Genomic DNA, 20,741 nt, shown 5'->3' with positions numbered 1-20,741 from the left:
GGTACGCCAACCACTCAGGAGCACGCATGCCCTCGGAGATAAATGGCCTGGACCAGGCTGAAAAAGCCGAGCTGCTGAGCGGCTCCGGCATGTGGGAAACGCCGGGCTCGGAACGGGCAGGCATCCGGTCCCTGGTGCTGACTGACGGCCCAAACGGAGTGCGGCTCTCAGCCGCCGGCGACACCGGCCCCGGACTTGGCGAGTCCCGGCCCGCCACGTGCTTCCCGGCCGAATGCGCCACTGCCAGCTCCTGGGATCCGGAACTGCTTGAAGAACTTGGCCGTGCCGCGGGCCTTGAAGCGGCTGCGCTGGGCGTCGATGTGCTCCTGGGGCCGGGACTGAACATCAAGCGTTCGCCGCTTTGCGGGCGGAACTTCGAATACTTCTCAGAAGACCCCCTGCTCACCGGCTCACTGGGCGCAGCGTGGGTGACCGGAGTCCAGTCCTGCGGGGTCGCGGCGTCCCCCAAGCACTTCGCAGCAAACAACCAGGAGTCTTACCGGATGACCGTGGACGTCATCGTGGATGAGCGGACGCTCAGGGAAATCTACCTCCGCGGGTTCGAAACTGTGGTGCGCCGCTCGGCACCGTGGACGGTCATGGCCGCCTATAACCGAATCAACGGGTTCCACGCTGCACAGGACCCCTGGCTCCTGAGGCAGGTCCTGCGGCAGGAATGGGGCTTCGACGGCGTGGTGGTTTCTGACTGGGGCGCCGTCACGGACCGGGCTGCAACGCTGGCGGCAGGCCTGGACCTGGAAATGCCTTCTTCCTCCGGTATAGGTCCGGCCGAGCTGGTGGCAGGCCTGGATGCCGGGCTGGTCTCCCCGGACGACGTCGAGGCGTCCCTGGCCCGGCTGCGCGAGCTGGGCCGCCGCACTGCGGACAAGCCTGCGGCTCCCCCGGACCTAACAGCCCACGACGCTCTGGCGCGGAACGCCGCGGCCCGTTCCATGGTGCTGTTGAAGAACGACGGCGCCCTGCTGCCCTTCAGCTCCGCTGCAACGCTGGCTGTTGTCGGTGAACTGGCGCGGACACCCAGATACCAGGGCAGCGGCTCTTCCCGGGTAAACCCAACCCGGCTCAGCACGGCCTGGACCGCGCTTTCGGAACGCATTCCCGGCTCCGTGTTTGCGGCCGGCTATCTTCTGGAGCCGGGCGCACCGGACGAGGACCTGATTGCCGAAGCAGTCCGCGCCGCCCGCGGGGCCGATCAGGTAGCAGTGTTCCTGGGACTGCCGGACGCTGCCGAGACCGAGGGGCTGGACCGCAGCACGCTTCAGCTTCCGCAGGCCCAGCTGCGCCTGCTCGAAGCCATAGCCGAGGTTCGCCCGGACGTGGCGGTGGTCCTCGCCAACGGCTCCGTCGTGGCCACTGACTGGGTGCCGAAAGCGGCGGCAGTACTGGAGACCTGGCTGCCAGGCCAGGCCGGCGGAGAGGCAGTAACGGACGTGCTGCTCGGGGACGTGAACCCGTCAGGGAAGCTGGCCGAGACCTTTCCCCGCCGCCTGGCGGATACCCCGGCGTATGGAAACTTCCCCGGTGAGGCCGGCCAGGTCCGCTCCGGCGAAGGCCTGCTGGTCGGCTACCGCTGGTACGACACAAGGATGGTGGAGCCGGCGTTTCCGTTCGGCCACGGCCTGAGCTACACGGAGTTCAGGTATTCCGGCCTGGAGGCCACAGTCTCAAACCGGGGCGGGGAAGAGGAAGTGCGCGCTGTCCTGCAGCTGGCGAATACCGGGGCCAGGGAAGGCGCCGAGGTGGTTCAGCTCTACGTAGCAGCACCGGCGGGAGGAGCGCCACGCCCCGTCCAGGAACTGCGTGCGTTCAAGCGGGTAAACCTTGCGCCCGGGGAAACACGGACTGTTGAGCTGGTGCTGGCACCGGGCAGCCTGGACCGGTTCGACCCTTTGACGGGACTATGGGCAACGGACCCCGGGACGTACGAACTCCGTGTAGGGTCCTCTTCCCGGGACATCCGGCTGACAGCAGCATTCACGCTTGCGGCCGTGGCACCGAAGCCGCGGCCTACGGCGTCCTCCACGCTGGCGGAGTGGATGGAACATCCGCTGGCAGCTGCCGTGCTCGCCGAAGCCTTCGGCGCAGGCGCCGGTGATCCGGGCGCGGCCGCCTCGATGCTCACACTGATGGGAAGCCTCCCGCTTGACCGGCTTGGCCGTTTTCCCGGTTCCCCGCTGAGCGCGGAGAACGCGGCTGCCCTGGCCCGGAAGCTGGCAGAGCGGGCGGAGCAGCAGGAGGGCAGCACCTGAAAGGTGCCTGTTCCTAGAGCTGGGGCTGGGTCTGCGGCGGGAAAGCCGGAAGGTGGTGGGTCGGCAGCCTGTCGCGGTCGTAAGTGACCGTTGTGTACCCGTGCGGGGCAGGGCGGCCGTTCTCATCCAGGTTCACAAAGACAATGCGTTCGATCGTGAGGATGCTGGAGCGCGTAATCATGTTCCGGACCTCGGCCCGCATGGTCAGCGACGTGTTTCCAAACTTCGTGGCGCACAGCCCCATCTCAATCAGGTCGCCCTGCTGAGCCGAGCTGACGAAGTTGATCTCCGACATCAGTTTGGTCACGACCCTGCCGTTGCCCATCTGCAGGATGGCGTAGATGGTGGCTTCCTCATCGATCCAGCGGAGGAGGGACCCGCCGAAGAGTGTTCCGTTCGCATTCAGGTCTTCCGGCCTGACCCACTTGCGGGTATGAAAATTGATGTCACCTGATTCCATAAGACTCAGGTTATCCCCGCTCAATCACCCGTATGGGACCGCTGTGAGGGCCCCCACGGACGCCTGCGTCACATCCGGTCTGCCCGTGTGATCAGCGTAACCAGCTCCTATCCCAGTCCCCAGCCTTCATCCGCGGGCAGCACAGTCCCGGTCACGGCCACTGCGTCGTCACTGAGCAAATAGGCTATCGGAGCCGCTACCGACGCAGCTTCAAGATCCGCCGGAATCAGGGACGCCGCGGGCGACGGTCCCAGTCCGCCCGGGAATCCGTAGTTTGAATCCAGTATCGCGCGGGTGGGCATGGGCGCGACGGCGTTCACCCGCACACCCCGCGGCGAATAGCTGTATGCCGCGCTCCGGGTCAGCCCGATCACCGCATGCTTTGCCGCCGTGTACGCCGCTCCTGCAACCGAGCCGCGCAGCCCTGCCTGTGAGGTCAAATTCACTATTGATCCTGCGCCCCGGGAGAGCATTATCGGCAGCACTTTGCGGGTCAGGCGGAACGGGGCCGTGACGTTGAGGCGGAAGATCCGCTCCCACAGATCGTCATCGACCTCGTGCAGCGGGGTCATGTCATCAGCCACCCCGGCTATGACGGTCAGTCCGTCAATGCGGCTGCCGGCGGCCGCAATGATCCGCTGGATGTCTGCCTCGCGGCTGATGTCTGCAACCACTCCAGTGATGCTGTGCGCCGCCGGGTTCTCCAGGAGTGCTTCCATGCGGAGGGTATTGAGCTCGACGGCGACTACCGCTGCATCTTCCCGGGCGAGCCGCAGCGCTGTGGCCCGGCCTATTCCGGACCCGGCACCGGTCACTATGAACCGCTTGCCGCTGAAACGCCCCGGGATGACTTTCTCCGTCCAGTCCGTGGGAGACGGAGGCGGTGCTGACGGAAACAGATGCGCAAGCTCCGGGTTGGGCGGAGTATCGGAAATCCGCTGGTTTGCCGCTTCGACCAGCAGATCCAGTTGTTCCGCGGTCACTGTTCCACGGGAAAGTGTGATCACCGAGGACAACGGCAGGGTCTGAATTGCGTAAAGCGCGCGTACGTCCGGACCGCGCCGGGCAAGGACATCGATGAGGATGGCCCGTCCGCTGGGATGTTCCAGCCACTCGGAGATCAGGGATTCGGTGTTCAGCTGGCTGGGACTCATTTCGCTTCCGTTCCCGAACGGTTTCGCCGCTGCCGTCCGCCCGCGTCCTCGGCGCACCGGCTGCTCTGGGGGCATTAATCCACTCAGTAACTATCCCACGCGTGGCTCTCCCGGGGACAGGAAACTGTCCGTTTGAAGGCCCTGCACGGTATGTTCCCCGGGGGGACCAGGACGGAGGGCGGCCCGGTGCCGAGAAGCCCCTGTGGTCAGGAAGCAGCTGTCCCCGGCTTCTGGAGGACACCGGCCAGGTCGTAGCTCACCGGTTCCTCAAGCTGGTCGTACCCGCACGTCTCCGGGTCCCGGTCCCCGCGCCAGCGCAGGAAGCTTGGCGGATGACGGAACCGGGGACCTTCCATATGGTCGTATGCCACCTCGACCACCCGCTCAGGACGCAGCGGCGTGAAGGAAAGGTCCCTGGATCCGGTCCAGCGGCTTCCCTCGGAGCTGCGCGGGGTCCTGGTTGCTGATTCGCCTTCCCCGGCGCTCCACGGATGGGAGGTGTCCCAGGTAACCAGGGGCTGCAGTTCATCGAACAGTTCCCTGCGGCGGGCCATGGGGAAGGCGCCGATCACGCCGACATTCGCGAGGACGCCGTCGCCGTCGTAAAGGCCCAGCAGAAGTGACCCGATGCGGTCATCCCCGCTCTTGTGCACGCGGTACCCCGCCACCACGCAGTCCGCCGTACGCCGGTGCTTGATTTTGGTCATGGAACGCTTTCCGGGTTCATAGGCGCCGTCCAGGTCCTTGGCCATTACGCCGTCGAGGCCTGCCCCCTCGAAGCTCTCGAACCAGTTTCCGGCAGTGGCGCTGTCCAGGGTCTGGCGGGTCAGGTGGAGGCGTCCGCCGGCGGTGCGCATTACTGCCTCCAGCTCCGTCCGGCGCTCGCCGAAAGGCGTTCCGGTGAGGTCGCGGTCCTCAAGCGCCAGCAGGTCAAAGGCAACGAAAGACGCTGGAGTCTGTTCTGCCAGCATCGCCACCCGGCTCTCTGCGGGATGGATCCGCTGCTGCAGCAGGTCAAAGTCCAGACGCTTTCCCCCAGGCTTGATGAGGATGATCTCCCCATCCACTACGCAGCGCTCCGGGAGGCCCTGCCCAAAGGCTTCCACCAGCTCGGGAAAGTACCGGTTCAGGCTTCGTCCGTTACGGCTGGTGATCTCGACTTCATTCCTGTCGCGGAACACGATGGACCGGAAGCCGTCCCATTTGGGTTCGTACGCGAAGTTGCCCTCCGGGATGCCCTTGGCCGAACTTGCGAGCATGGGTTGAACCGGAGGGGTAAGCGGCAGTTCCATTGGAGTGTTTGTCCTTTGCTCAGGGGAGGCGGGCGGAATCGGGCCTGGCTGTCACCACCGTAGGATGCATTTATGAGTCTGAACAGCGCTGCCCGGCAGCGCATTGCTTCCCCGTACGGTCCGTATCAGCCTCCGCTGATGTATCCGGTTCACCGGATTGGAACCCGTTCACTGGACTTTCGGCGGGAAGTCGCCCTCATGGCGATCATTAACCGGACCCCGGATTCGTTTTACGATGCCGGGCGCACCTATGGTCTGGAGGCCGCCCGTGACGCGGCTTTGCGGGCAGTGGCCGACGGCGCGGACTGGGTTGATATTGGCGGCGTTCCTTTCGCCCCCGGGCCGGCCCTGGACGCGGGCGAAGAGGCTGCCCGGATTGTGCCCGTGATTCGTGCGGTTCGTGAGGCGTCTGACGTGATCATCTCCGCGGACACTTTCCTTCCGGCCGTGGCCGAGAAGGCGATCGAGGCCGGCGCAACCGTCATCAACGACACCACAGGGATGCACGACCCGGACATGGCCAGGGTTGCCGCGGATGCAGGTGTCCATCTGGTCATTACCCACAGCCTGGCAGCTCCGCGTACCGTGTACCCGCGGCCGCAGTACGGCGACGTGGTGAATGAAGTTGCCGAGTTCCTGCACAGCCGCGCCGAGTATGCCCGGGAACTCGGGGTACCGCCGGAAAAGATCATTGTTGATCCGGGCCACGACCTGAACAAGAACACCCTGCACTCACTCGAGCTGACGCGCAGGCTCGCGGAGATTGCGGCAATTGGGTACCCGGTGCTGGCCGCGGTTTCCAACAAGGACTTCATCGGCGAGACGCTGGACGAACCAAAGTCCGGCCGCGTGGAGGGATCCCTGGCAGCAGCGGTGGCCAGCATCATCAACGGCGGCAGGATCCTGCGGATGCACAACGTCCGGGCAGCATCCCGCGCCATCCGGATGACTGAGGCAATTCTGGGCTGGCGGGAACCCGCGCTGCTGCGCCACAACATGGGTGAGCGAAATGAGCCGCAGGCATGAGTCCGGCGCCTATCACCGCTGCAGGCTCGGATGTGGAGCTCAGCGACGGGCAGCTGCTGGACGCCTACGCCTGGCCCCCGGAACAGCCGGATGAACGCCCGCGGTTCCGCTTCAACTTTGTGGCTTCCGTAGACGGAGCCGCGAGCTGGAAGGGACGTTCCGGTGCCTTGGGTGACGACGCCGACCGCCGGGTTTTCGCACTGCTCCGCAGCACTGCGGACGTAATCCTGGTCGGTGCCGGCACCGTGCGGTCCGAGGGATACGCCGGGGAACTGCTGCCGCTCCAAACGCAGTCGCTGCGGACGGCTCAGGGATACCCGCCCCATCCCGGAGTTGCCGTTGTATCCGGCTCGCTGGATCTGGATCCCCGTTCGGACTTCTTCACGGCGGCTCCGGTTCGACCCCTGGTCATCACTGCAGCCGCAGCTTCGTCCGCACGCCGGGCGGCGCTTGAACGTGTCGCAGACGTTGCCGTGGCAGGCGCGCGGACGGTTGAACCGGAGCTGGCTGCGCAGGTCCTGGCGGAGCGTGGCTACAAGCGGGTACTGTGCGAAGGCGGGCCTCAGCTGTTCGCCACGTTCCAGTCGGCGGGGCTTGTGGATGAACTGTGTCTTACCCTCTCACCGGCCTTCGCTCCGGGCACGGCAGGCCGCATCACCTCGGGCACACCGGAAGCGCCGCTGCAACCACTCCTGCTGCACCACGTCCTTCGCTCGCAGGACACACTCCTGCTTCGCTACACGGCAGGGAACTCCCGTCCCCGCTAGAAGTTGATCATGTGGCCGGTTAGGCCGTGGAAGGCTTCCTGCAGTGCCTCGCTCAGCGTCGGGTGGGTGTGGACGTTCCTGGCAAGCTCGGCCGCCGTGAGGTCCCATTTCTGCGCCAGAGTCAGTTCCGGCAGCAGTTCGGAGACGTCAGGGCCAATGAGGTGTCCGCCCAGAAGTTCGCCGTACGCCGAGTCGGCAATGAGCTTCACGAAACCAACCGGCTCCCCCAGTCCGTGCGCCTTGCCGTTGGCCGTAAACGGGAAGGTGCTGACCACCACGTCGTGCCCCTCGTCCCTTGCCTGCGCTTCAGTCAGTCCAAAGCTGGCGATCTGCGGCTGGCAGAAGGTGGCGCGCGGCATCATGCGGTAATCCCCAAGGGGCATGGTTTCGGCTCCCGCAATGGTTTCCGCAGCTACCACCCCCTGCGCTTCGGCGACGTGCGCCAGCTGCAGTTTGCCCGTCACATCACCAATCGAGAACAGGTTCGGCACGCTGGTGCGCATGTAGTCGTCGATTGCGATGGCTCCCCGGTCCGTGACTTCAACGCCGGTGCTCTCCAGGCCGTAGCCGTCCAGCCGCGGAGCAAAGCCCACTGACATCATGACGCGGTCGGCTTCGAGGCTCTGCTCCTTGCCGCCCTTGTCCGTGTATTTGACCGTGACTGAGCTGCCGTTGTCCTCCACGCTCTCAACCTTCGCGGAGGTGTGGATTGGAATGCCGAGCTTCTTGTACTGCTTGGTGATTTCCTTGGACACATCGGCGTCTTCGTTGGGCAGCGCGCGGTCCATGAACTCGATGATGGTGACGTCCACCCCGTAGCTGCGCAGGACGTAGCCGAATTCCATGCCAATAGCGCCGGCCCCGACAATCACCATTTTGCGCGGAAGGTCCCGGCTGAGGATCTGGGTTTCGTACGTCACCACGTTCTCGCTGAGCTCCACGCCCGGCAGCAGCTTGACCGTTGCGCCCGTAGCGATGATGGCGTTCTCGAAGGTGATTTCCTCGGTCTTCCCGTCCGAAAGCGTCACTTCCATGGTGTGGGCGTCCTTGAAGACACCCCGGCCGTCGTACTCGGTGATCTTGTTCTTCTTCATGAGGAAGTGCACGCCCTTGACCCTGCCGTCCGCCACCTGGCGGCTGCGGTCGAAGGCAGCACCGTAATCGAAGCTCACCTCGCCGTGCATACCAAAGGTGTCCGCCTGCCGGGTGAAAATCTGTGCGAGCTCTGCGTTGCGAAGGAGCGCCTTGGACGGGATGCAGCCAACGTTCAGGCACACCCCTCCCCAGTATTTCTCTTCAACGACAGCAACACTAAGCCCAAGCTGTGCGGCGCGGATGGCCGCCACGTAGCCGCCTGGTCCGGCTCCGAGGACAACGACGTCGTAATGTGCACTCATGCTGGCTCCTCAATGGTGGACATAAAGGGTAGCTAAATACTTCGGCACGGGAGTTGAATCCTAAGCCTGCTTAACACTCTCACGGCTGCAGCCCGGACTGAATGCACCCGGCACCTCAGATATAGCCGCGGTACCCCTCCCAGGCCCGCCGCCGTTCGGGAAAGGGATCCGACTCTATCCGGTCTTCACGGTCGAAGATCCGGGTATGCCGGTCCTTCTCGTCGTACCGCGGCCAGTCCTCGCCGGGCAGATGACGGTGGGCGAGGCTCAGCAGGGATCCCTGGAACCTGGCGGAGAGTTCGCGGAGCTCCTCCATGCCGCCCAGCAGGGACAGGGCACGCATGGTTCTTTCGTTGGTTTCACCGAACATCACCGGTACGTCGAAGGCATGCGTGGCTCCGAAGCCGAGAAGGTTCATCAGCCTGGTGGCGTAGTCGTAGCGGTAGGTCCAGGTGGGCGCGACCCTGGAGTGCCCTTCTGCCACCATCTGGCTCGGATACCAGAAGACCAGGTCACCGCTGATCTGAACAGACCGGTCCCGGGAAGGATAGCCGGGATAAGCGGCCACTACTCGGGCCAGCGCATCCGGATCGGTCCCGGCGAACATGCGTTCAAGCCGCGCCGGCGTCGACGGAAGTATGTTGTCCAGCTTGGCGAAAAGGGCACCTTCGTGGGCCATGGTTCCCAGCACCAGGGGCTTGGGCGCAGACTCTCCTCCCAGGAACGTGTCGATCGGGTGAAGGGGCAGGAACTCGCCGTCTATCACAGGCGACACGCTAAGGCTGCCGGGCTGCTGCACCGGACCAACCTTCGTGGTCAGGTGACGGATGGCGTTGACGAGCTTTGCCGCGGGCATACGGCTCAGTGCCTCTGCGGCGTCGGCTTCGTTAACCCGCAGTATTTCCAGCAGGTCCAGGGCCCAGCGCTCATGCATGTCCGGGTAATAGGCTCCGGAAGGCGCAGGGCTTTGCGCAAAGGCCTTATGGAAGTAGGGGGCAGCCGCAGGAATGCACATCAGGGCAGTCACGGAGATGCCGCCGGCCGACTCCCCGAAGATAGTGACGTTCTCCGGATCTCCGCCAAACGCTGCAATATTCCGCTGCACCCATTGCAGAGCCGCGACCTGGTCCCGCAGCCCGACGTTTGAGTCGAACGGGCGCTCCGGGGTGGAGAAAGACGTAAAGTCCATGAACCCCAGGGCGCCGATCCGGTAGTTGAGGCAGACGTAAACTACCTCCCCGGTTCGGACAAGGTTGGCTCCACGGTAGGTCCGCACCGCCGAGGACCCGGAACTGAAGGCGCCGCCGTAAAGGTAGACGAGCACGGGGAGACCGGACTTTTCCGGCTCCAGCGGGGCGCTCACGTTTACCGTCAGGCAGTCCTCGCTCATCAGGGGCCTGCGGCGTGAACCCGTTAGCGCAATTCCGCGGGACTGGGGCGGTATTGCTCCGAATTCCGAAGCGTCCCTGATGCCGGTCCAGGGCTGCGGCGGCAAGGGAGCGCGGAGCCGAAGATCACCCAAAGGCGGTGCCGCGTAAGGGATTCCCCGCCAGGTGCGTACGCCGTCGTCTACTACGCCGCGGACCCAGCCGTCTGCTGTTTCGACTTCAAGTGCTGACATCTCCAGGGACATTCTTTACCTGCTCTCGCCGAGCGGCGCATCGCTGCGCTTTTCGCGGCTGGTTGCCGTCAGGCAAGGCACCTGGCCCCGCTGGAGCAAAACCGCCGCGCCGCCGGCCCGCTTTCCGAACCGGTTCCGCGCTTATCTACGATAGGCCGGTGGCGGGACAGGAACCAGTGCACAGCACCAGACAGAGTCCGCGGTGCGCCGGTTAGGCAAGGCCAGGTTCGGCCAGGGCAGGTCGGCGAACTAGGACTGCTGCGGCACGAGGACAAGGCGCGCGGGCCGATGTTCCCTCTGCTGGAGATAGCGGTGGACTGCTACCTCTTTGAGGCATAGAAAAGCCACCGCAAAGACGTTAAGCATGATTTTGGCCGGCGTGCTCCAGTCGGTTAGCACACACAGCATCCACACTGTCAGCAGGACCGGTATGTCGATCATGCGCAGTGAAGCCGGCGTCCTGGTGGACGGCCGTTCCTGAGACCTTGGCTGAGCATGCATCCATGCGCTCATCGAAGCCATAACAACTTCTTTCCCCCGCGATACGGCAGCGCTGCTGATCATCCATGAAGGCAGCTGCCACCCTTAGAAAACTATTATCACATCTTTCACACTTGTCACACACCCTGGGGCAAGATGTCAGCTCTGGCTACTTCTCCGTCACGGTGCCGTTGCTGACGTTCCACATCCGGTCCAGGCGGACGTTCTGCAGCATCCGGCGGTCGTGGGTAACCAGCAGCAGCGTCCCGGTATACGTCTCAAGTGCTTCCTCGAGCTGTTCGATCGCCGGAAGGTCCAGGTGGTTGGTGGGCTCATCGAGGATCAGGAGGTTCACCCCCCGGGCCTGGAGCAGTGCCAGGGCTGCACGGGTACGCTCGCCCGGAGACAGTGCGCCCACGGCCGTTCCGGACTGATCTGCCTTGAGGCCAAACTTGGCGAGGAGGGTGCGGACTTCACCCGCATTCATTTCAGGCACGCAGGATTCGAAAGCAGCCGCCAGCGGCTCCCGGGCTGCCAGCTGGGTACGCAGCTGGTCAATTTCGCCGAGGGCAACCGAGGATCCCAGCGACACAGTTCCTTCGTCCGGGCTGAGCGTACCCCGCAGCAAGGCAAGCAGAGTCGACTTACCCGCGCCGTTTGGGCCGGTGATTCCGATCCTTTCGCCCGCGTTGACCTGCAGTGAAACCGGTCCGAACCGAAAACTGCCACGCGATACTGCGGCCTCATTGAGCACGGCCGCCACTGACCCGGAACGCGGTGCAGCCGCTATAGAGAACTGCAGCTGCCACTCCTTGCGGGGCTCTTCAACTTCGTCGAGCCGTGCAATCCTGGATTCCATCTGGCGAACCTTCTGCGCCTGCTTTTCGGAAGACTCCATACTCGCCCGCCGCCGGATCTTGTCATTGTCCGGTGACTTGCGCATGGCGTTGCGCACGCCCTGGGAGCTCCACTCCCGGGTGGTCCTGGCCTTCGAAACCAGTTCGGCCTTGCGGCCGGCGAACTCGTCGTAGGCCTCGCGTGCGTGCCGGCGGGCAACGGCCCGTTCTTCAAGGAAGGCATCGTAACCGCCGTCGTACACGGCGACCTGGTTCTGGGCAAGGTCCAGCTCCACAATCCGCGTGACACACCGGGCCAGGAATTCCCGGTCATGCGAAACAAGCACTACGCCACCCCGAAGGCCCCGGACGAACTCCTCCAGCTTCGCGAGGCCGTCAAGGTCAAGGTCGTTCGTGGGTTCGTCCAGCAGGACGATGTCAAAGCGGCTGAGCAGCAGTGCTGCGAGGGCCACCCGAGCCGCCTGGCCACCGGAGAGACCGGTCATCAGGGCCTCGGTGCCGACGTCCAGGCCAAGGTCGGCCAGAACGGCAGGCATACGCTCGTCCAGGTCTGTGGCCCCGGAGGCCAGCCAGGTGTCCAGGGCGGAGGCGTATTCGTCCTGGGCCTGGACCGATTCGGACTCCAGCCCCTCGGCTGCAGCCTCCATCGCAGCTGTAGCTGCGGCGGCACCTGTGCGCCGCGCCACGTATTCGGCGATCGTCTCACCCTCAACGCGCTCGTGTTCCTGCGGCATCCAGCCCACGAAGGCGTCCGTAGGATGCCGTTCCACAGTCCCTTCGAACGGGACACCTGCTCCGGCGAGGAGCTGGAGAAGCGTTGATTTTCCGGCCCCGTTGGCGCCGACAATGCCAATAACATCGCCGGGGGCGACAGTGAGTGAAAGGTCGGAGAACAGGACCCGGTGGGCGTAACCACCGGACAGGCTGCGGGCAACAAGGGTGGCGCTCATGGCTTCAATCTTATGCGGCTATTCTCCTGTCACCGCGCGGGCCTAAAGAGGCGGCCCTCCCAGCCGCTAGCGGTACCCCTGGTAGCCGTCCCAGGCCCGCCGGCGGACTGCCCGCGGGTCCAGTTCGATGCGGTCGTACCGGTCGAAAATCTTGGTGCGGCGCGTGCTCGAATCGTAGCCGGGCCACATTGGACCCGGCATACCTGTCCGGGCGAAGCGCAGCAGCGCGGAGCGGAACCTGTGCCCGACATTCATGGTGGTACGCCGGTTCCCCAGGCTGAGCAGGGCCCGCGCCGTGCCGGTGTCGTAATTGCCAAAGACAGCAGCCAGGTCCAGGCCATGGGTGGCACCGAGTCCTGCGGCCCTCGCGGCTCGCGGCGCATAGTCGAAGCGGTAGGACCAGGTCGGTGCATAGCCGGAGTGTGCCTGGGCGGCCTGCACGCTGGGATACCAAAAAACGGCGTCCCCTCCCAGCTCCACTGCCTGCTTCCGGTGCGGAAACCCCCGGTATGCCGCTGTCACCCGGTCCTGCGCCTCCGGGTCGGTCAATTCGAACATTTTCCGGATCCGCTCCGCGGAGGTGGGGAGGATGTCATGGAGCCGGTCGAACATGGCTCCCTCGTTCTCCATGGTGCCGATCACCAGCGGAACCCGGTGGGCGCGTCCCTGCTCGAACGCATCCAGGGGATGCAGCGGGAGGAAAGATCCGTCAACCACCGGGGCGAGGCTCAGCGCCCCGGGCTGGGCTTCGGGCGTGATTTTGCTGCTCAGCTCATCTCCTGCCTTAACGAGGGACGACGCCGGCAGCGTCGCCAGAGCTTCCACAGCACCCCCGGGACCGGTCCCCAGCAGCCCGAGGAACTGCTCGGCCCACTGTGACGCCAGTTCCGGCCCATAGGCCGCCCCCGGCGCGGGACTCTGCAGGAACGCCCGGTGGAACAGTCCGGCGGCGGACGGAACGCACATCAGCGTCAAAGCGGACATGGCGCCGGCAGATTCGCCGAATATGGTCACGTTTTCCGGATCCCCGCCGAAGCCCGCGATGTTCCGCCGGACCCATTCAAGGGCTGCCACCTGGTCCGCCAGGCCAACGTTGACGTCGAAGGTACGCCCGGCTGTCGAGTACGCCCGGAAGTCCATAAAGCCCAGGGCGCCAAGACGGTAGTTCATCGATACGAAGACAACGTTGCCCTCGGATGCCAGCCGGGACCCGTCGACCATCTCCATGGCAGCTGACCCGGTATTGAAGGCGCCCCCATGGAAAAAGACCAGGACAGGCAGGGGCGAATCTGCCGGCTGGGCGGGGGCGGCAACGTTGATGGACAGGCAGTCCTCACTCATTGGTGTCTTGGCGGCCGCACCCGGCAGCAGCCTGCGCACCCGCTGCGGGGCCCATGGTCCGTAATCACCCGCCTGGCGTACACCGGTCCAGGGGGCCGTACGCTGCGGCAGCCGCAGCCGAAGTTCTCCGACGGGAGGCTTCGCGTACGGAATGCCTCTCCAGACCCTGGCGGCTCCTGCGAGCCGCCCGAGGACCGCCCCCTCTGCAGTCTGGACGGTGAGATCAGCTTCCGCGGTGGCAGTAGACATGTACTTCCTTTCGCCTTGGCCCCTCGGCGCTGGCCGGCCAGCCCGGGCACCTTTGGATATTAGTTCGCACCGCCTGCACAGACCATCCCCTTCACCAATACCGCCTCCGCTTTCCCCGGATCTGTCCGGCACCGGTATTCCCGGTTCCGCCCGCGGCTGAAGATCCGGCCCCGCAACCATCAGTATGCTTATGCTTCCTGTACGTACCCGACGAAAGGAGCACCATGGCACGCGTGGCAATCATTGGCGGACATGGCAAGGTGGCACTTCAGCTGGCGAAGGACCTCGCAGCGAACGGGCACGAGGTGTCCTCGCTGTTCAGGAACCCGGACCACGTGGAGGAAGTTGCTGCCACGGGCGCAGCACCGATTGTGGCCGACCTCGAAAAGCTTGACACTCCTGAACTGGCGGAGCGCCTGTCCGGGCACGACGCCGTTGTCTGGTCTGCCGGGGCGGGCGGCGGTTCCCCCGAGCGCACCTATGCCGTGGACCGCGACGCTGCCATCCGTTCCATGGAAGCCGCTGAGCAGGCCGGCGTCCGGCGGTACGTCATGGTGTCCTACATGGGCGCCGGCAAGGACCACGGAGTGGACCCGGACAACGGGTTCTACGCCTACGCCGAGGCGAAGGCAGCGGCTGACGACCATCTGCGCCGCAGCGGGCTGGACTGGACCATCCTTGGCCCCAGCGCGCTGACCGATGACCCCGGCACCGGCCGGATCAGTGTTGGCGGCGGCCAGGACGGCAGTGTCTCCCGCGCCGACGTCGCAGCTGTCGCTGCCGAAGTGCTTGAGCAGCCAGGGACCGTGGGCCAGTTCATCGAGTTCATCAACGGGGATACCCCTATCCGTGACGCCGTCAGCGCAGTGACGAAGGCTTAGCAGACCATAAGCAAAAAGGGGCGGGCCGGCCGGAGTTATCCGGCCGGCCCGCCCCTTTTAACCCCGTTCCCGCGCCTTAGCTTTCGCGCCGGGCACCGGCTCCCGGATTGACAGCGAAAACTTCCGGGACCGTGTATCCGGCACGTGCGAAGACGCGGGTAACGGCCCGCTCCACCGAATCAGCCCCGGCCTCGGTGACCAGGGCCAGGGCTGATCCGCCGAACCCTCCTCCGGTCATCCGCGCACCTGCCGCGCCGGCTGCCATGGCAGCCTCCACCGCCAGGTCGAGTTCGGGGCAGGAGACTTCAAAGTCGTCCCTGAGCGACTCGTGACTGGAAGCCAGCACCGGCCCCAGGGACCGGATAGGCCGTCCCGCTTCCAGCTGCCCGACGGCGGTAAGCACCCGGGAGTTCTCACTCACCACGTGCCTGGCCCGCCGGTAGGCACGCTGGTCCATACCCTGGGCGGACAGCACCAGATCGGACAGGTCCACGTCCCGCAGCGCTCCCACGCCCAGCTCTTCCGCGGCCCGCTCGCAGTCCCGCCGGCGTTCCGCGTAGCCCCCGGAGTCGTGGGCGTGGCTGACTTTTGTATCGATGACGAGCACTGTCATGCCCTCGCTGCCCAGGTCCAGTGAAACCAGGCGGCTCTGCCGCGACCTGCAGTCGAGGAACAAGCCATGCCCTTCGCGGGACAGCAGGGACGCAGACTGGTCCAGGATTCCGGTGGGGGCCCCGGCAAAGTCGTTCTCCGCCTGCTGGCAGATCAGCACCAGCTCTTCACGCGGCAGGTCCGCGCCGGCCGCTTCGGCGAAAGCCAGGGCTGCAGCACATTCAATGGCGGCGGAGGAGGAAAGGCCTGCTCCAACCGGGACATCGGACTCCAGCAGGATGTCCATGCCGGGCACGCGGACGCCCCGCTGCCCAAACGCCCAGTGCACCCCTGCCAGGTACCGGCTCCACCCGGAGAGGACTCCGGGGGCCAGGTCCGCTGCCGCAATCTCCGCCGGTTCCCCCGGCGCTGTTGTGGCCAGCCGGAGCACTCCGTCCTGCCGCTGGGCAGCCGCGACGCGGGCCCGCCGGTCGATCGCCATCGGGAAGACGAAGCCGTCGTTGTAGTCCGTGTGCTCCCCGATGATGTTGACGCGCCCCGGAGCCGACCACACGCCGTCGGGCGCGTATCCGTAGAGTTCGCTGAACGCTGCCGCGGCGGTGCTCACGGTTTTCCGCCTGTCCCTGCCGGGTCCACCAGCACAGCGCGGAGGCGGGCGGCGGTTTGTTCCGGGGTTACATCTGAAATGAAGGCGCCCATCGCGGCTTCAGATCCGGCAAGGTATTTCAGTTTGTTCTCTGCCCGCCGGGGCGAGGTTACCTGGAGATGGAGGCGGTACTTCTCCCGGCCGGGATGGTCCACGGGCGCCTGGTACCAGGCTGCGATGTATGGAGTGGGCGTCGGGTACAGGCCATCGATCCGGCGCAGCACATCCCGGTAAACCGCTGCGAGTTCGGTCCGTTCATCCTCGGTGAGCGAGGGCAGGTCCGGCACGTGGCGGTGCGGCACCACGTGGACTTCTATGGGCATCCGCGCCGCGTAGGGGACATACGCCGTCCAGTACTGTCCATGTGCCACGATGCGCTCCCCTTCCTGCCCGCGGGCAAGGAGATCCGTAAAGAGATCCCCGCCGGCAGCAGCGTGGTACCCGGCCAGGGATTCGAGCTGGCGCTGCGTTGTGGGGGTCACGTACGGGTAAGCGTAAATCTGGCCGTGGGGATGATGCAGGGTCACGCCGATGTCGGCGCCCCGGTTCTCGAAAATGAACACCTGGGCTACACCCGGCACCTTCGAGAGTTCGGCTGTGCGGTGGGTCCAGGCCCGGATGACTGTCCGGATCCGCTCCAGGCCCAAGCCGGCGAAGGACCCCTGATGGTCCGGGGAGAAGGCGACCACTTCACAGCGGCCGGCCGCGGGTGCCTCAGCGCCGGCAGGGTCCGGCAGGGATCCGGCGGTGCCCGGACCAAAAGCGGGAAACCGGTTTTCGAAGACCGCGACGTCGTACTCCTGCGCCGGTATTTCGGTGGCGCGTCCGGGCACGGAAGGACACAGCGGACACTCTGCGGCCGGAGGCAGGTGCGTGCGGTTTTGACGATGCCCGGCGTAGGAAATCCAGTCTCCCAGCAGCGGATCAAAACGCATAACCGGAGTATCCGGCCGCGGAGGCAGGGACCGGGTGTCCGGTGGAACTCCACCCTGGCGCAGACCCGCACCGCCGTCGTGGAAGTACAGGAGCTCCCGGCCGTCAGCGAGGTGCGTCCGGGCCGGTTCGAATGCCCCGGATCCTGCCGGATCCACCGGCTAGCCCGTGATCTTGTACTTGGCGCGGTCTGCTTCGTCCAGCAAAACCTGGTCCTCGGGGGTCATTGCCGACCCGCCGCGGCTTACCGGCATCCACCAGGCACCCACGGGGGCCTTCTCGGGATAGGTGTCGATGCACTGGTCAATCCCCTCCTGCAGGATCTTCTGGAGGCGGAGAGTCTCCTCGGCGACCGGTGCGGCCGGATCGATCCTCAGGGGCTCACCAATATGGATCCGTACCGGTGTTTTCCAAACAGCCTTCAGGCTGAGGCCGTGCCCGCGGGTGAGCATCCGGTGCCCGCCCCAGACAGAGACCGGGATGATGGGCACACCGGCTTCAGCGGCCATGCGTACTGCTCCGGTCTTGAGCTGCCGGACCTCAAAGCTGCGGCTGACGCCGGCTTCCGGAAGCACGGCAAGGTAATCGCCCTTATGGAGTTTCTCGACTGAAATGGGGTACGCCGCTCCGCCGTTGGAACGGTCCACCACTATGTGTTCGCACCAGTCGCAGACGGCTGCCACGAACTTTTTGCGGGCGGCTTTCTTTGTGACCAGGAAGCGCATGTGGACCTTGAGCTGCTTCCACAGAAGGTATTCGGCGAACACGAAATCCAGGTAGCCAAAGTGCGTAATGGCCACCACTGCTCCCTTGCCGGGAACCACCTGGCGGTTCATCCCCCGGATGACCTCGTCCTTGGGCAGATGCTCCAGGCCGGACGGAATCACCTTGACCCGGAACAGGTTCACTGCTGCGACTCCGGCGAAGACGATCGAACGGTAAACATACTTGTTAGGCCGGCGTTTGGCGGGCACAGTCGGCTCCTTGGCTGGGGACGGTAACAGCAACTGCAGTTTATCCCCTGCTCCCGGCGAGCGGAAAAGCACCATCATCCCGTCCGCGAAGTACTTTAGCGCCCTTCGCCGGCGGTGCCCCGGAGCAGGAGATACTCCCAGTCCATTTCGATCCCGTTGTCTGCGGCGCGGGCATGCCGTTCGGCCAGGGATGTGAGTTCGCGGTCCAGGGCGGCTGTGCGTTCGATGTCCTCCCCCAGTCCGCGGTAGACCCCCATCACCGGCCCGAAGTTGGCTTTGAAGAACTCCAGGAAGTGTCCGGGGTTCTCAAACCTGTCCACTGTGACCATCTGCTGCCGGCCCTGCCAGTCCTGGACGCCCCCGCCGAATAGCCCTGAAACGTAGTCCTGGCGGCCCCAGAGCGGCGGTCCGGGAACTGCGGCCTGCGGCGGCTGGTAATCACGCATAATCGACATCAGTTCACCGACGAATCCCTCGGGGGTCCAGTTCAGCAGCGCGATCGTTCCGCCCGGACGGCAGACCCGCAGCAGTTCCGCGGCAGCGCGCTGGTGGTTGGGTGCGAACATCACACCAACACAGGAGATAACCGCGTCGAACGTCCCGTTATCAAAGGGCAGGTCCTCGGCGTCGCCCTCCACCCACTCGAGGTCGATGCCCTGGGAGCCGGCGATCGCCCTCCCGGCTTCCAAAAGTTCAGGGGTGAGGTCCAGTGCCACTATGTCGGCCCCGGCGAGGGCAGCGGGAATTGAAGCGTTGCCTGTACCTGCCGCGATGTCCAGGACGTAGTCGCCGGGGCCGATACCGGCTTCAGCAGCCAGCACCGCACCCAGTTCGGGAACAACCTCAGCAGCAACACTCTTGTAATCGCCCAGCGCCCACATCCGGCGGTGCCTGTTTTTCAGCTCGCTGTCCGGCCCGGGCTGCGGATGGGATGTTTCCATGACTGGTTCTCCTGCACACTGCAAGACGTCCGGACCGGTCCGGCCCGCTGGGCCAATTCTGATCTTGGTACCAAAGAGTGTAAAGGCTCCCCGGATCCTTCCTGCAGCAGCGCTGCTGGCTATCGTTAGGTATGGCCCTTCCGGAAGGTGACGCGCCAAACGCGTTCGACGCCGCTGCTTCCGGCGCTGCCGCACCGCCCGCGGCGGAACTGGATTCACAGCTTGGTTCCATCGACTGGTCGGTCCTGCCCAAAGGTTCGGTGCGTCTGGGCCTGACGGTTCCCAGTGGAGTGCTTGCCGCCGACGCCATGGGTGATCCAGGATGTCCGCCGGTGGTCCTGGTGCCCGGCGTCATGGGTTCCAAGGAGGATTTCTCCCTGTTGATGCCCCTGCTTGCAGCACAGGGCTACTACGTCCTCGCCTACGACCTGGCCGGCCAGTACGAGTCCGCAGCTGCGGGACCGGAGAATCTCACTCCCCCAAGGGACCACTATGACTACGACCTGTTTGTGGAAGACCTTTATGCAGTCCTGCAGACCCTCCGGGAGCCCGCCCACGTGCTTGGCTATTCCTTCGCGGGGGTCATTGCCGAACTGGGGCTCCTGCGGTATCCGGAGCTTTACCGCACCCTCACCCTGATGAGCGCCCCGCCGGAACCGGGCCTGGCTTTCCGCTCGGTCAGCATTCTGGGCAGGTTCGCTCCCCTGGTTTCCGGCCCCGCCAGTGCAGATCTCATTGTGTGGGGGGTCAAGCGGAACTTCGCCAGGGTTCCTGCCTCGAGGATGGATCTTGTGCGCCGGCGCTTCCAGGTCACGCGCCGCCAGTCAATTCGGGACATCATTACCCTGATGCGCCACGTTCCTGATGTTCGGGCACAGCTTGCGGAACAGGCACTGCCCAAGCTGGTGGCAGTCGGGGAACACGATGTCTGGCCGAACCGGGTACATGCCGGATTTGCCCGGGCAATCAAGGCCCGGCTGGCGGTTTACCGGGGTGGGCACAGCCCGTGCGAGACCGCACCAAACCAGCTGGCGCGGGACCTGCTGGCGCTCTACGCGGACGGGGCGCCGCCGGCTGTCGGTTAGGCGCGGCCGGGACCGTGCTCTGTTCGCCACCGGCGCCGCAGCCTCCGGCGTTCCACCGGGCCCTGCTGCTCGAAGTCCGTGCGGAAGGTTGTCCATGCCATGGAGAGCCGCCGCCCCAGGCCCCTCCAGCTTTCCAGCGGGCGGGCCGAGACCCCGACCCGCAGGGAGTCCACCCATAGGACGTCCATGTCCGGGGCAATCTGCCAGCTCAGATCCAGATCGTCATGGATCCGGCTGCCGGACCGGTGCATTCCCTCCCGCAGCCGTTTCCACATGGACGCGTGCAGGGCGAAGTTTGAGCCGAAAATCGGCGGATGCCCCATAAGGATGTTCATTGACCAGCGGTAACCCGCTATGTAGAGGTTCTCAGCTATCCAGCGGGTGAGCCGGTTGCCGCCGTAGAAGTTGCCGGGGCCGGTAACTGCCGTCATGGGACCGGCGTCCTCCACCAGCTCTTCCATCCGGGCCAGCCAGTACGGCGGCGGCACGGAATCGGCGTCCAGCCGGGCGAGGATGTCCCCTTCAGCCGCGTCGAAACCGCATGCGGTTGCCGCGGCCACACCCGGGAGGGCCTCGACTACCCTGCGCACACCCGCCGCTGCGCACACCCCGGCCGTGTCATCCTCGGAGCAGTTGTCCACCACCACAACCTCGTCAGGAACGCGGGTCTGCCTTGCCAGGGCTGCCAGGCAGACGGCAAGGAACGGGGCGTCGTTATGCGCGGGTATTACTACTGAAATGGTTGCCATATCCCCTGCCCTCCGGCCTATGACATCCTCCCACCGCCGCTGTCCGGAGTGGAAGG

At 65.3% G+C, this 20,741-nt stretch carries 17 protein-coding genes; 5 read left to right on the top strand and 12 right to left on the bottom strand.

Annotated features, from left to right (window positions below):
- The first annotated feature begins 26 nt into the window (after nucleotides 1–26).
- Nucleotides 27–2,270 (top strand): glycoside hydrolase family 3 C-terminal domain-containing protein, encoded by a 2,244-nt coding sequence (locus tag FYJ28_RS01555; RefSeq protein ID WP_154578046.1) that lies wholly within the window; start codon nucleotides 27–29, stop codon nucleotides 2,268–2,270.
- A 13-nt stretch (nucleotides 2,271–2,283) separates the two neighbouring features.
- Here the strand turns inward: FYJ28_RS01555 and FYJ28_RS01550 are convergent, their stop codons facing one another.
- The 3 genes from FYJ28_RS01550 to FYJ28_RS01540 all read right to left on the bottom strand — a co-directional run bounded on the left by FYJ28_RS01550 (nucleotide 2,284) and on the right by FYJ28_RS01540 (nucleotide 5,176).
- Complete coding sequence (locus tag FYJ28_RS01550; RefSeq protein WP_082413545.1) at nucleotides 2,284–2,730, bottom strand: acyl-CoA thioesterase; 447 nt, start codon at nucleotides 2,728–2,730, stop codon at nucleotides 2,284–2,286.
- Nucleotides 2,731–2,837: 107 nt separating this feature from the next.
- The gene (locus tag FYJ28_RS01545) at nucleotides 2,838–3,884 is read right to left on the bottom strand and encodes an SDR family NAD(P)-dependent oxidoreductase (protein ID WP_195840575.1); all 1,047 of its coding nucleotides are present in this window, start codon (nucleotides 3,882–3,884) and stop codon (nucleotides 2,838–2,840) included.
- A gap of 206 nt (nucleotides 3,885–4,090) precedes the next feature.
- Complete coding sequence (locus FYJ28_RS01540; RefSeq protein WP_154578044.1) at nucleotides 4,091–5,176, bottom strand: ATP-dependent DNA ligase; 1,086 nt, start codon at nucleotides 5,174–5,176, stop codon at nucleotides 4,091–4,093.
- Nucleotides 5,177–5,248: 72 nt separating this feature from the next.
- On the opposite strand from FYJ28_RS01540, the gene folP reads away from it, so the two are divergent.
- Together folP and FYJ28_RS01530 are read left to right on the top strand one after the other, a co-directional pair.
- Nucleotides 5,249–6,202, top strand: coding sequence for a dihydropteroate synthase (folP, locus tag FYJ28_RS01535; RefSeq protein ID WP_154578043.1), 954 nt, complete (start codon nucleotides 5,249–5,251; stop codon nucleotides 6,200–6,202).
- On the top strand, nucleotides 6,199–6,969 hold the full coding sequence (locus FYJ28_RS01530; protein ID WP_154578042.1) for a pyrimidine reductase family protein: 771 nt from the start codon (nucleotides 6,199–6,201) through the stop codon (nucleotides 6,967–6,969). The genes folP and FYJ28_RS01530 overlap by 4 nt, the downstream gene beginning before the upstream one ends.
- On the opposite strand, the gene lpdA is transcribed toward FYJ28_RS01530, so the two are convergent.
- The 4 genes from lpdA to FYJ28_RS01510 all read right to left on the bottom strand — a co-directional run bounded on the left by lpdA (nucleotide 6,966) and on the right by FYJ28_RS01510 (nucleotide 13,864).
- A complete protein-coding gene (lpdA, locus tag FYJ28_RS01525) occupies nucleotides 6,966–8,366 on the bottom strand; it encodes a dihydrolipoyl dehydrogenase (RefSeq protein WP_055241281.1) in 1,401 nt (466 codons plus the stop codon). The genes FYJ28_RS01530 and lpdA overlap by 4 nt on opposite strands.
- A 115-nt stretch (nucleotides 8,367–8,481) precedes the next feature.
- Nucleotides 8,482–9,987 carry a carboxylesterase/lipase family protein gene (locus tag FYJ28_RS01520; protein ID WP_154578041.1) on the bottom strand — a complete coding sequence of 502 codons (1,506 nt, stop codon included), beginning with the start codon at nucleotides 9,985–9,987 and terminating at the stop codon, nucleotides 8,482–8,484.
- A gap of 649 nt (nucleotides 9,988–10,636) precedes the next feature.
- Entirely contained in the window at nucleotides 10,637–12,274 is a 1,638-nt protein-coding gene (abc-f, locus tag FYJ28_RS01515) for a ribosomal protection-like ABC-F family protein (RefSeq protein ID WP_154578040.1), read from the bottom strand.
- Nucleotides 12,275–12,340: 66 nt separating this feature from the next.
- Complete coding sequence (locus FYJ28_RS01510) at nucleotides 12,341–13,864, bottom strand: carboxylesterase/lipase family protein (protein ID WP_154578039.1); 1,524 nt, start codon at nucleotides 13,862–13,864, stop codon at nucleotides 12,341–12,343.
- Between the two features lie 224 nt (nucleotides 13,865–14,088).
- Here FYJ28_RS01510 and FYJ28_RS01505 point away from each other — a divergent pair, with 224 nt between their 5' ends.
- On the top strand, nucleotides 14,089–14,745 hold the full coding sequence (locus tag FYJ28_RS01505) for an SDR family oxidoreductase (RefSeq protein ID WP_154578038.1): 657 nt from the start codon (nucleotides 14,089–14,091) through the stop codon (nucleotides 14,743–14,745).
- A 76-nt stretch (nucleotides 14,746–14,821) separates the two neighbouring features.
- Here the strand turns inward: FYJ28_RS01505 and galK are convergent, their stop codons facing one another.
- The 4 genes from galK to FYJ28_RS01485 form a co-directional block, all read right to left on the bottom strand.
- A complete protein-coding gene (gene galK, locus FYJ28_RS01500; RefSeq protein ID WP_326831434.1) occupies nucleotides 14,822–15,964 on the bottom strand; it encodes a galactokinase in 1,143 nt (380 codons plus the stop codon).
- Nucleotides 15,961–17,094 (bottom strand): galactose-1-phosphate uridylyltransferase, encoded by a 1,134-nt coding sequence (galT, locus tag FYJ28_RS01495; protein WP_326831433.1) that lies wholly within the window; start codon nucleotides 17,092–17,094, stop codon nucleotides 15,961–15,963. Before galT ends, galK begins: the two co-directional genes overlap by 4 nt.
- 3 nt (nucleotides 17,095–17,097) lie before the next feature.
- Entirely contained in the window at nucleotides 17,098–17,910 is an 813-nt protein-coding gene (locus FYJ28_RS01490) for a lysophospholipid acyltransferase family protein (protein ID WP_326831432.1), read from the bottom strand.
- A gap of 95 nt (nucleotides 17,911–18,005) precedes the next feature.
- On the bottom strand, nucleotides 18,006–18,851 hold the full coding sequence (locus FYJ28_RS01485) for a class I SAM-dependent methyltransferase (RefSeq protein ID WP_154578037.1): 846 nt from the start codon (nucleotides 18,849–18,851) through the stop codon (nucleotides 18,006–18,008).
- A gap of 131 nt (nucleotides 18,852–18,982) precedes the next feature.
- On the opposite strand from FYJ28_RS01485, the gene FYJ28_RS01480 reads away from it, so the two are divergent.
- A complete protein-coding gene (locus FYJ28_RS01480) occupies nucleotides 18,983–19,936 on the top strand; it encodes an alpha/beta fold hydrolase (protein WP_154578036.1) in 954 nt (317 codons plus the stop codon).
- On the opposite strand, the gene FYJ28_RS01475 is transcribed toward FYJ28_RS01480, so the two are convergent.
- The gene (locus FYJ28_RS01475) at nucleotides 19,933–20,685 is read right to left on the bottom strand and encodes a glycosyltransferase family 2 protein (RefSeq protein WP_055241299.1); all 753 of its coding nucleotides are present in this window, start codon (nucleotides 20,683–20,685) and stop codon (nucleotides 19,933–19,935) included. The two genes, FYJ28_RS01480 and FYJ28_RS01475, sit on opposite strands and share 4 nt — an antisense overlap.
- Between the last annotated feature and the right edge of the window lie 56 nt (nucleotides 20,686–20,741).

Source organism: Arthrobacter sp. BL-252-APC-1A (assembly GCF_009696625.1).
In the GTDB taxonomy this organism is placed as follows: Bacteria; Actinomycetota; Actinomycetes; order Actinomycetales; family Micrococcaceae; genus Arthrobacter_B.
Note: the sequence above shows the minus strand (reverse complement) of the source record. Positions and strands in the feature narration are given on the sequence as shown.